A 10,610-nucleotide genomic window follows, 5' to 3' on the forward strand; every position below is an offset into this window, starting at 1 on the left:
GACTTTGAAAGGGCAGTGTTCGGTTGGCGTCGAGAAGCGAGGAATGGGCTAATGGACAAGGTCGAGGTTGGAGACGTCGTTGCGTTTAGGGAAAGCGATTCCATCGTCGGACAATCTTTAAAAGCTCGGGTTGTGGACATTCAGCCTTCGGGGAAGGCCTCGTTTCGGTACTCCTTAGAGCTTGAGGATGGATCCATCCGAAAGGTCCCACGGCCGCGAATTAAGGGACCGTGGGCCAAGGCCGCTGAGATTGATGAACTAGTGAATCATCAGGTCAGGCTTCACGCGCAACGAAGTGGGGAAGAGGAAGACAGTGCCGCAAGTTTCATGATTGAGAGTTGCCGCCTAGGAGAAGCCATGGAGCTGGGAAGCGACGATGATTTCATAGTCACCGATCCGAAAGCGCTTGAACAACTAGTAGATTCCCCATTGGACGTGCTTTTGGAGGGAGTGCTAACCGCCCCCTGCGAGGAAGGGCTGCAAATATCTCCTCTAGGCGGGGTCCGCATTGTGCAAAGATTCGCGGAAGTCTCTCCTGATGAAGTGCTTGAGGTCGTGGAAAAAGAAGAGAAGGAGTGGAAATTTAAGCTCCGAGAGCATCAGGGAATTATTTCTGCGCGATGGGAATGGGAATCCTATTGTGAGCACTACCGGCCGATGTTTGAACTCTGGCGTGAATGGTGCGGGTTTGCTGCGGTACGGAAGTACGAACGAGAACTTGCGGCAGAAGCAGAGGGGGCAAGGCTTTTCGACTTGGCTAAGCGGCTAATCGAGATTATTGAAGAGAAACAACCAGAGATTGCCCAAATGTACCGGCAGGAACTACTTGCGGAGCAGATAACGCCGTATACTATCCGCGAGACCCCTGACAGACCATTAGAACCCAACGAGATTCCAGTTCGGGTTGAGTATCGCAGGCGGCGGTGGAGGTAATAGAGCTACTAATTGCTCTGTTGGAGCTCTTCTTGTCCTGGGGATAACACTGGAAAGCTAGGGCATGAACCTCTATGAGGTAACCCCCGTTTAGTGGGCACCCTATTTGTACGGATCTTTTGTCCGTAGGAGAGGATGTTCATTGTGAGGCAACAGCGCAAGAAGTACACGCCGGATTATCGGCGTGAAGCTGCGGGGCATTATTTTCCGCAACGAAAAGCCTACTGACACGTGAAGTGTGGGCTTCGGACGCGCGAGCCGGGACTTCGGACTGCTCACCGCTGTTGCGGTGGCTGGGCCAGAGGAGAAGGTGGAGTACAAGTTCAAGGACTATGGGGCCGGCAAGCGGGTACTCCGCATTAATAGTGGAGTCCAAACTTACTTGTTCGAATATGATGTTGAACGCAAAAGCGTGTGGGCACTCTCCGCCCCAATTGAACGGGGGTATGCCGACGGCGGGCTTAGCTCACGGTGACGCGCCCGGCGGGGAACAAGATTGTATTGTTTCCTGTATGAGCACCATTCAGCCAATTGAGTACGTCGCCGTTAAAGGCTTTGCGTCCATCAAGGATGTAAAGCTCACCTTGGCACCGGACGTGACAGTTCTCATCGGTGCAAACGGTGCAGGCAAATCCAACATCATCCGAAGTTTTGAACTGATGGCCCACATCATGAAGAGTCGACTTCAAAATTATGTGCTCGCACGTGGCGGGATGAATAATCTCCTCCACGTTGGACCACAAGGGCGTGATTCAGCTCTTTCCTTGAATGTGCAGTTCAGCCCCAACGATGCCGACACATCAAATGGATATATTGCGCGTCTCAGGAGCACAGATGAGGATAGCGCTTTTCTCGAGGAGTGGTTGACCTTCCACGACCGCAAGAAGTATGCGGCGCCGTACGATAGCCCGCTGCCGGCTGGAACTGAGACTGCTTTAGAGAAACTCAGCGGTAAGGAGCAGCGCTTTGCTGAATATGTTCGCCCACTTCTTGCCGGTATTCGGGTATTTCACTTCGACGAAGTCGGTTCCCAGGCCCCACCGAAAACCTTTTCTTCGGTGGCCGACAACTTAAGTCTTCATCCCGATGCTGGCAATATAGCTGCGTACCTTCTGCGGCTAAAGGCCGAGCTTCCTGATGACTATTTTGAGATTGTCTCGGCAATACGCAACGTGGCCCCTTTTTTCGATGACTTCGTCTTGGTCCCGGAAGGAGCTTCGCAAGACAACGTGCGTTTGAGGTGGGCGCAGAAGAACCTTGATACGGTTTTTAACGCGGCGCAGCTTAGTGATGGCACGCTGAGATTTATCTGCCTTGCAACGTTGTTGCTTGCGCCTGATAGACCACAGTGCATTGTTCTTGATGAGCCAGAGTTGGGCCTGCACCCACATGCCATCGTGCAGTTGGCGGCACTATTGCGCAAGGCTGCCCATGCAGGCCGTCAATGCGTGGTCGCTACGCAGTCGGCACTCCTTCTTGATGAATTCTCTGTGCACAACGTGGCGGTACTAACGAGGAATAATGGAGAGAGTCAAGTAGTTTCTCCATCTGAAGAACAGCTGGAAGCGTTCTTGAGCGACTACACCCTAGGAGAGATGTGGCGGATGAACCTCTTGGGCGGAAATCTACGGTACGAGGAAGCACTGTGAATATGTCCGTGCGTCACCTGATTGTCGAGGGGCAAACGGAACAGCAGTTTGCCGAGCGTATTTTGGTTCAGCTAGCGGCTTCCAAAGGCATCTATGTAGTCACGAATCCTCCAAAGACTGGCACGAATAAACGTGGCATCAGCGCTCGTGGTGGAGGCGCGTGGAAGCATATGGTGGATCCTGCGCGCAATTTCTTGAGGAACCCGGGGATAGACAAAGTAGGTGTTCTCTTCGATGTCTACGGGTCAGAATTCCAGAAGACGCATTCTGAGCTTGTTGGCTCCGAACTCCGGAATGCGGTGAAACGTGACGCAACGGAATCGATCCTCAAAGGTCTTGACGTTGACGGAAACAAATTAGTGGTTGGCCCCGTCCTCTATGAGTTTGAGACACTCGTGATTGCGGCACTGGCTTCTGAAACCACCAAGGAAAAGCCCGCTGTTGTCCGAGAAGCGCAAGCAGCTGTAACGAAGGCGCACGGTGATGTAGAAGCTATTAACGGCTCAGTAGTAACTTCACCGTCTCATCGTGTGGCGAAGTGGTGGGAAGACAAGCTAGGCAAGCGCTATGAAAAACAAATTGATGGGCCACGAATACTCAATGAGGTTCCATGGCCCATCCTGAAGGAAGCATGCCCCACTTTTGCACAGTGGGTAGACGAGTTTCTTGATTAGAAGTCCGCGTGGACACGCTCCGCTACGGTGCGGTTGCTGCGCCAGTCAGCACGGTCTTCGCTAAAACCGGAGTAGTACAGCTCGAAGGTGAGGTCGTCCCCGTTGCCGTGGGGGACTAGGGCGGATTTATAGAGGTTGGGGTAGCCGGACTCCTCATGTGAAATGATTGGCGTCTCTGAGCGCTTCCAAGTGATGCCGTCTTTGGAGCGAAGTAGGTACAGGTTGCCCCTCTGGACAGTTTCGCTCGGGATAACGTGCACGAGGCCGATGTATTCGCCGTTGTAGCGCTGAACATCAAGGTGCCACCAACGCTCACCATTTGGTACGTAGGGATCGATATTGGGGTACCGAGGAGCCGACCATGGGAAGTAAACTAATGGTGCCTTAGTTTGCGTCCATCAGCTTGCAATCAAGCTCAACTTTTCCCATGAAGTAGCGCGAATGGGATTTCTTTAGGGATTCGAGTGACCGCGCGGAAATGTGGGCAATCTCGATGTCAGAATCGCTGATTTCAGCTTCGAAGCGAAGGCGCTCCCTGATTGCTTGAACCGAGTCGTGAAATTGCGTAATGCGGGATTCGCCGGACTTCCTGCGGTATGTGATGATGAAATTTTTCACTGTCTTATTTACCTCCGTTCGGCTGTGCAACCAAGGTATCTTGTAGTGTTACTCAGAGTAACGCAGGCACCATTAAAATGGGCAGTCGTTTTGCTGCAGGACTAGGGTAGAGGGGCCTGAGAAAGGCGTTGCTAAGCGCCCGCTCCTTCCATACCCCAGTTCTAACGAGCTCCCGCAGCGCGGTCAACGCCTCACTGAGGCTGTGGAATTCTGATTCATCGGTGTTGGTCTTCTCTACACTCCGAAAGCACTCTGGGCGCAGCTAGGGCGGTCTTGAAGGTACAGTGAGCCGGTGCGTATGAGGGTGGTGATGCGGGAGCCTGTGCTGAGCAGCGTGCGGCCGTGCGGCAGGTAGGCCACGTCGTGCACCAATGTGCGGGCGCGTGGGGCGGGGTTCCCATTGCTAGGTGTCCGCAACGGGACCTCGCTTAGCGAGGCCCTCATACATCAGGGCCCGCGTCCACTGCACCTCCTCACCGCGGCTGTGCACGAAGCAGAGGCTCCACCGCGTAAGTGGCTAGAGGCTGAGCCATACTGAATGAACGCCGGTGACACTCCGCTTGAAGCCGTCGAGGCAGCGCACACCATCGAGGGTAAACCTCAGCCCAAAAGTTCTGGATAAGCGCTATGTACCAGGGGATGGTCGGGGCGTCGGCAAGCTGGGCGGCGGCAGAGGACTCAATAGTGAGCAGGGTGAAAGCGGGTCGGGCCCGGCGGTGGCATCGACGTGCGGCATGAAGGCCTTTCACAGTGGGGAAATCAAAGAGAGGCTCGACGCGGGAGGTCATGATTTAGTGTAATCGCGTACTGTCGAAAGTATTGACAACATCGCACTCGCCGACGCGTGCCGGGGTCAGGAGAAAACATGAATAACGATACCGCTGTGCAGGCACGGCTGGAGCTTGTCACGGCGGAAGGTGAGATTTGAAGGGCATATCTGCGTAGGGGAGTTCGGGAGGAACTAGTGGATGATTTCGAGTTTCCGGAGATGCCTCACGTGTATCTGCCGGCAGTCAATGCGGACGAGGGGCTGACGCGTTGGGAGTTTCTGCCGGGGGCGTTGGATGAGTTCCAGAATCTTGAGGGTATCGATGAAGATGCTTTTCTCGAGATGCAACAACTTTTGCTGCGTTGGGGCGAACGTGGCGCCCGAGAGGATGACGTTGCATTGGTGGAGCCATCGGGCAGGAGGGTTCTCAAGGAAATTCTGAACCCGCCATGGTTAGGCGAGTTGAAAGGGTGGGGAACTGGTGGGAATGGCGAGGACCGTCATTTTCGACTGTACTTCCTCGATATTTCTTCGAGGCCGGGTGAACCGGCCCACCAGATGCTTGTGAGCTTGTGTAAAGAAAAGCGGATCTTTGATAACACGCGTCAGGGGGTTCGTAAGACTAACGAGGCGCAGGATCGAGACATTTTGCTGGCTATGCGTCTAGGTAAGCAATGGTGTCAGAAAAATCGGGTCACTTTTCGGCCATGGCCGCCGAAATAGGGATGTGCATTAAAATGCACATAGCTTATGATGGGATGGAACATAGGGAAGCATGGGTGAATTGATAATGGCGAAGTTAACGATCAAGCCGAAGAATGCGTTGCCCGGGGACCTCATCGGGTCGCAAATGGACCTCATTGAGCAACTCGTGGAGTTTCGAAAACTGCGAGGCATGACGCAAAGCGAGGTGGCATCGCGCATGGGTGTCGACCGCTCTGTTGTCACCAAGTTTGAATCATTGGTGGGACTTGGGAAGAAGAACCACACAATGAAGATGATTCGTGCGTACGCAAACTCCGTTGAAGCGTATGTGGCGCACGTTGTAGTAGATGGTCGTATCCAGCACGGAAGTGCTCCCTATGCCGAGCTTAAAGAAGAAATTGCTCGGCGGATTACCGCTTTGGCAAACGCGAATGAGGCTCACGAACAATTCCCAGAGGCTGGCCGTGGTCAGCTGGGAACGGACTTTGTATTCGCTGCCCCGGTAGAGTCCGCCGAAACAGGAGTACTGCAGCAGATGGACTACACAATGGAGGGGACTCTTGTCTAAAGAACAACGGGCTGGCTATGCGACGTGGCAGTTGCTTCGTGCTGAGGGGCAGCGCATCGGGGAACAACAGTCGAAGGATGTAGTGCAAACGAAAGGCCAAGTATCTTTCCAGGTTTCGCAAGGTCAGACTCGTGAGACTCTGGTGCTTGAAGTTCGCATTGATGTTGACGTGCCGGAGCGCGCGAAGTTGGCGCTGGCCCTGCGTGGTAACTGGCCAAAGCCGGAACATAAAGAGTTAACGCCGGAAGAATTGGCTCAGCTTCTCTTGGGCTACAAGCTTGATGAGCTCGTTGCTGTGGTCAATTACGAATTGCAAAACCTAGCGCCTAAGTTTGGCGTGTCAGCACCCTCGATTCCGCAAGAGCAATTGGAAGCCCTACGCCAAGACGCTGCGGACAAGGAAACGGAGTAGTCCGTGCCGTTCCTTGGGATAAGGCGGATGGCCTTTCCAAGCGCGCAAGCATGCCGCGGCTCTCGGTGCGAACCTCGCATTGAACGCCGGCTGGAGCGGCCTCTTCTTCCGCTCGAAGCATAAGAGACTGGCCACCGCTTGGGCCGGTGCCCTAGGCGCAAGCTCCGCGGACCTCGTGCGCCGCGCCTGGAAGTCTGACCGGACCTGACCCCCTGGTGGTGGACACGTTGAAACCAGCATCTCGCTGGGGAAGTGAGGTACCTTTCCACCGTGCCACGCAAGACCTACACCGAGCAGTTCAAGCGCGACGCAGTCTCGTTGTACGAGTCGACCCCCGGAGCAACGCTCAACGCGATCGCCTCCGATCTCGGGGTCAACCGCAACTCCCTGCGCACCTGGCTCGACGCCTTCGGCACCGGCACCAAAACCAACGCCAACGGTGAAAAAGTCGCCAGCCCCATTGCCGCAGCCAACAGCGCACGCACGCCTGCTGAAGGACTCTCCGACGCCGAACGCATCCGCGTGCTGGAACGCGAAAACGCCAAGCTCCGGGAGGAGCGAGAGATCCTCCGCAAGGCGGCCAAATATTTTGCGGAAGAGACGAACTGATAAACCGCTTCCGGTTCGTTGATGACAACCGAGGCCTCTACGAGGTCAAGCGGTTATGTGAGGTTTTTAAAGATCAACCGGTCCTCGTATTACAAATGGAAATCTGCTGCTCCTGCCCGCCGGCGACGCGCCCTTGACGACGCGGTGCTGGAAGCGAGGATCAAGGCCGTGTTCACGGCCGAGAACGGCTGTTACGGGGCGAAACGCGTGACGGCGGCCATTAACTCCGATCCAGCCAACGACGACCTTTTCAATCACAAGCGCACCGCCAGGTTGATGCGCCAGATGGGCCTGTTCGGCTACACCAAAAAACGCCGGGTGATAACCACCGTGTCTGCGAAACGGGCTCCGAAGTTGCCCGACCTGCTGAAACGCCGGTTCACCGCGGAGAAGCCGAACACCATCTACGTCGGCGATATCACGTACCTGCCGATCGCGGACGGGTCGAATATGTACCTGGCAACCGTCATCGACTGCTATTGGCGGCAGTTGACCGGTTTCGCGGTCGCTGACCACATGCGCACGGAGTTGGTCGAAGAAGCCCTCACGATGGCGGGCCTGAACCCCGGAAAGTAGACATGTCGGCGGCTAGCTATGTTTTGGGATAGCGTAGCTAATGTGAGTGCTTCGAAGTCATCCGGGGAGGCTAGAAGATTGCAGTAGGAGTGTCGTCTGCGCGAGTTGTAGCGCAAGCACTTTCGGGAGAATTCTTGGCGGCAGGTGATGGGGATTCTCAAAGACTTTCCGGTTACGCAGGAATTTACGCTTTAAGGCGACAACAAATGATCTTACCAGGGCTTTATCGGCACTCGTTCCCACCGCGCCCAGGGACTGGCGTGCACCAAGTACGGCGCATTGGTCTTAACCCTGGACAGGATCAACGACTGGAATCAGACACACTTTTGTTACTTAGCCCTGACCTGCAAAGGGTGAAAGGATTCTTTGCGTGCGGTAGCGTTCGTTTGGGAACACTCGTGACCTTCATTTATCCCTCATCCGGCCTACTTGTACGTAGTTTATCCCTCTAAAGGCTCCGATCAGCACGGCGAGATTGACCTCTTATGGCGCCATGCTCTCCACTACAGGCTGCGGCGCCACCATTCTCGGCACCACCTATCGTTCATTTCTCAACACTAATGCCTTATGGCTCGAGCGAGGTCAGGCTTGGTCAGGATTGACTTGTGATGTGATGTCAGCTTCGAGCCAGGTCGATCGATAAGCTACGAGCACGCCGGTCTTCTCGATGCGCTGAAGTCTGGCTGTTTTACCGTCCATTAATGGAGCAGTTATATCCCCCGGAATTTTAATATGGACTGACCGTTCTCGCTCCCCGACAGCCTCGCTCCCATGTCGTAGAGCATTCTTTGAGCATCTCGTCGAACCACAGGACGGAACGAATATTGACTTTGACGAGGGAACCTGTGATATTATCGACTTACTGGGCCTAGCCGTTGACCCTCCACCGATAAGGAGAGCGCCGATGACTGGGCCCCAACTAGTTCTTCAGAAGGTTAAAATGGGAAAGCACTCTTCAGGGAAATCGGCTAATGATTTCCCTCGGCGACCAATTGTCACGGCCATATTGGTAGACGGAGGGTTTTACAGACACCGTGCGCGAGTTCTCTTCGGCGAGAAAAATCCGCGAGATCGAGCAAACGAACTTTTAGGGTATTGCCATAGGCACATACGGGAGTCCGGAAGCAGTCTCTATAGAATCTTCTACTACGACTGCAAGCCTTCATCGAAGGTGCTGTTTCATCCGCTAACGCAGACACAGAAGAACCTCGGAAAAACTGAGGAATACCGCTGGATGATAGACTTTCTAGAAGAAATCGTAAAGAAGCGAAAAGTCGCTTTACGCCGAGGCGAAGAACTTGAAACCCAAAATGGGTATACCCTTAAATCTAGGCCGCTAAAGAGGCTCTGTCGCGGGGAAATTGAAGTTTCAGATCTGACTGAGCGAGACTTCTCACTGGATATCACTCAGAAGGGAGTAGATATGCGGATAGGCTTGGATATAGCTTCCCTGGCAGAACGCGGACTTGTGAATCAAATCATCATGATTTCAGGTGATAGCGATTTCGTCCCCGCAGCTAAGCATGCGCGTAGGTCAGGAATCGATTTCATATTAGACCCGCTCTGGGCCTCAGTCTCTGAGAGCTTAAATGAACATGTTGATGGTGTCCGTGAGTGCGTTCTCAAACCACCCAAGAATCAAGACGATCCTTTATATGGAACTACTCCGGAACAAACCGCTGAGGTTGACGAAGAACTATAGCTCAATAGCCTCGATTTACCACTGGGTCTAGTTCTTCGCGTCTTGCGCAGCGCGGCAGCAGTCATACTCGAACGTCGGCCCACCGCGCCGTTAAGATGTATCTGGAAGTTCTGCTTCTCGCAAGATGGCCCCACCGGAGTCCATGTCAAAAAGCGTATGAACCCCCTCGTTCTAACCTGCCCGCCGCAGTTGTAGACCGGACCTTAACGGCGATCTTTTCCGCGAACTCCCAAATCGCGCCTCGAATAAGAGGAGCGCAAACATCAAAATCGACTGCTGTCGGGAACTGACCCCCGGGGGAAGCTCGCGCAGTGGGTCTGGAGGCGTTAGACGCCCGCCGTATCGCGAGTCCGGTCGCGGTAATACTTGAGGTATACGGTGTAGGGGTCAAATCACACGAAGCGGGAGCCCATGACGTCGATGGCGATGAGCTCGCCGTCCTTGGTGAACACCGGTCCGCTGGAGTCGCCGTGGTTGGAGCTGCCCGTGATGCCGTGCATGGTGGTGACCTCGCCGGCATTGATGTTGTCGCGCTGGGCGATGACCTTCATACGTGCCATTTGTAGCCAGTCCACGTCTTCGTCCTTGAAGCCCTTGCCGAAGCCGTAGAAGTCGGCTTCCTCACCGTCGTGGTACTGATGGCCGTCCGCGACCTTGGCGTACTTGTCGAGCTCCTTCGGTATTTCGAGGTGCAGCAAGGCGAGATCGGACTTGGGGCCCTTCTCAAAACGGTCGACGTCGATGGACGGTTTGAAGTGCCCCGAGTTTTGTTCTTAGGCATTTGCCTTGATTTCTATTATTTCCGGTGGCGGGATCAGCTTCCAAAAGGTCAAAGTCTGCGTCCGTGGTTCGGGCGCTTGCCCGCATCCATGTGTCGTTTTCATCCTAAGCCTCATCTCAGCAGGCGCTGGTAGCTTTTATACATACCGCAACCGGCAGCCACGGGAGGCCTATTCTGTGAACGGCGAACTTACTGAGTTGCTTGTATACGCCGGGTTAGTGCTTGTCATGGTGCTCTACTGGACCTACTACATTAGGTGCGTGCGGAGGCAACCCAGATCGGAAAAGTGGTACGACGATGTCGACTCTGTAGGCGCAGCAAGTGATGGTGTCCTTTTCATTTATCCTTACTGCTCGCTCATTATGGGCGCTGGCGGCGCCATGGGGTTGGTCGCAAGTGTCAACCCTCCCGAGTTTGTCTACACGCTGCTGAAGGTTTGGCTCGCGGCAGCTTTCGTTATCGGAGTCATTGGTTTTACGGGCGCGGTCGGGGTTCCGCTTCCATGGCCTTTTGTTCCGCGTTGGGTCGCCGATATCCGCACAGCAAAGCGTGCCCGAAGGCGTGAGCGCAGACAGGCCAGAAAAAGAGAAAAGGAAGAATAGCTACTGCAGGAA

General features: G+C 54.5%; 11 protein-coding genes and 2 pseudogenes. 10 read left to right on the forward strand and 3 right to left on the reverse strand.

Translation table 11 applies throughout. From position 1 onward, the window contains the following. Positions 1-51 precede the first annotated feature (51 nt). The 3 genes from HMPREF2875_RS03180 to HMPREF2875_RS03195 all read left to right on the forward strand — a co-directional run bounded on the left by HMPREF2875_RS03180 (position 52) and on the right by HMPREF2875_RS03195 (position 3,256). Positions 52-933 (forward strand): hypothetical protein, encoded by an 882-nt coding sequence (locus HMPREF2875_RS03180; protein ID WP_070670183.1) that lies wholly within the window; start codon positions 52-54, stop codon positions 931-933. 512 nt (positions 934-1,445) lie between these two features. Then, positions 1,446-2,582: an AAA family ATPase gene (locus tag HMPREF2875_RS03190; protein WP_070670189.1), complete on the forward strand. Its 1,137-nt coding sequence runs from the start codon at positions 1,446-1,448 to the stop codon at positions 2,580-2,582. 2 nt (positions 2,583-2,584) lie between these two features. After that, a complete protein-coding gene (locus HMPREF2875_RS03195; protein WP_070670192.1) occupies positions 2,585-3,256 on the forward strand; it encodes a DUF4276 family protein in 672 nt (223 codons plus the stop codon). Here HMPREF2875_RS03195 and HMPREF2875_RS03200 read toward each other — a convergent pair. Together HMPREF2875_RS03200 and HMPREF2875_RS03205 are read right to left on the reverse strand one after the other, a co-directional pair. Further along, entirely contained in the window at positions 3,253-3,516 is a 264-nt protein-coding gene (locus HMPREF2875_RS03200; protein WP_070670195.1) for a hypothetical protein, read from the reverse strand. The two genes, HMPREF2875_RS03195 and HMPREF2875_RS03200, sit on opposite strands and share 4 nt — an antisense overlap. Before the next feature lie 124 nt (positions 3,517-3,640). Continuing rightward, positions 3,641-3,874: a hypothetical protein gene (locus tag HMPREF2875_RS03205; protein WP_070670197.1), complete on the reverse strand. Its 234-nt coding sequence runs from the start codon at positions 3,872-3,874 to the stop codon at positions 3,641-3,643. A gap of 964 nt (positions 3,875-4,838) precedes the next feature. Between HMPREF2875_RS03205 and HMPREF2875_RS03210 the strand changes: the two genes are divergently transcribed. The 6 genes and pseudogenes from HMPREF2875_RS03210 to HMPREF2875_RS03235 all read left to right on the forward strand — a co-directional run bounded on the left by HMPREF2875_RS03210 (position 4,839) and on the right by HMPREF2875_RS03235 (position 9,215). Next, the gene (locus tag HMPREF2875_RS03210) at positions 4,839-5,366 is read left to right on the forward strand and encodes a hypothetical protein (RefSeq protein WP_070670200.1); all 528 of its coding nucleotides are present in this window, start codon (positions 4,839-4,841) and stop codon (positions 5,364-5,366) included. Positions 5,367-5,433: 67 nt separating this feature from the next. Then, on the forward strand, positions 5,434-5,916 hold the full coding sequence (locus tag HMPREF2875_RS03215; protein WP_168165559.1) for a helix-turn-helix domain-containing protein: 483 nt from the start codon (positions 5,434-5,436) through the stop codon (positions 5,914-5,916). Then, the gene (locus HMPREF2875_RS03220; protein WP_070754675.1) at positions 5,909-6,328 is read left to right on the forward strand and encodes a hypothetical protein; all 420 of its coding nucleotides are present in this window, start codon (positions 5,909-5,911) and stop codon (positions 6,326-6,328) included. The genes HMPREF2875_RS03215 and HMPREF2875_RS03220 overlap by 8 nt, the downstream gene beginning before the upstream one ends. A 58-nt stretch (positions 6,329-6,386) precedes the next feature. Beyond that, positions 6,387-6,536 (forward strand): annotated as a pseudogene (locus HMPREF2875_RS13170) (tryptophan-rich sensory protein); the annotation flags it as partial. A 62-nt stretch (positions 6,537-6,598) separates the two neighbouring features. Further along, positions 6,599-7,492: pseudogene (locus tag HMPREF2875_RS13890) on the forward strand (IS3 family transposase); the annotation flags it as partial. 961 nt (positions 7,493-8,453) lie between these two features. Further along, positions 8,454-9,215 (forward strand): NYN domain-containing protein, encoded by a 762-nt coding sequence (locus HMPREF2875_RS03235; RefSeq protein ID WP_070670319.1) that lies wholly within the window; start codon positions 8,454-8,456, stop codon positions 9,213-9,215. 392 nt (positions 9,216-9,607) lie between these two features. Here the strand turns inward: HMPREF2875_RS03235 and HMPREF2875_RS03240 are convergent, their stop codons facing one another. Next, complete coding sequence (locus tag HMPREF2875_RS03240; RefSeq protein ID WP_083280872.1) at positions 9,608-9,958, reverse strand: trypsin-like serine protease; 351 nt, start codon at positions 9,956-9,958, stop codon at positions 9,608-9,610. 43 nt (positions 9,959-10,001) lie between these two features. Between HMPREF2875_RS03240 and HMPREF2875_RS03245 the strand changes: the two genes are divergently transcribed. Further along, positions 10,002-10,598 carry a hypothetical protein gene (locus HMPREF2875_RS03245; protein WP_246817019.1) on the forward strand — a complete coding sequence of 199 codons (597 nt, stop codon included), beginning with the start codon at positions 10,002-10,004 and terminating at the stop codon, positions 10,596-10,598. Positions 10,599-10,610: the final 12 nt, after the last annotated feature.

This window comes from Corynebacterium sp. HMSC078H07 (genome assembly GCF_001812805.1).
Classification (GTDB): Bacteria; Actinomycetota; Actinomycetes; order Mycobacteriales; family Mycobacteriaceae; genus Corynebacterium.

Excerpts from the sequence above, each read along its gene's own strand:
- HMPREF2875_RS03180 (WP_070670183.1), top strand. The coding sequence starts at position 52 with ATGGACAAGGTCGAGGTTGGAGACGTCGTTGCGTTTAGGGAAAGCGAT.
- HMPREF2875_RS03190 (WP_070670189.1), top strand. The coding sequence starts at position 1,446 with ATGAGCACCATTCAGCCAATTGAGTACGTCGCCGTTAAAGGCTTTGCG.
- HMPREF2875_RS03195 (WP_070670192.1), top strand. The coding sequence starts at position 2,585 with ATGTCCGTGCGTCACCTGATTGTCGAGGGGCAAACGGAACAGCAGTTT.
- HMPREF2875_RS03215 (WP_168165559.1), top strand. The coding sequence starts at position 5,434 with ATGGCGAAGTTAACGATCAAGCCGAAGAATGCGTTGCCCGGGGACCTC.
- HMPREF2875_RS03235 (WP_070670319.1), top strand. The coding sequence starts at position 8,454 with ATGGGAAAGCACTCTTCAGGGAAATCGGCTAATGATTTCCCTCGGCGA.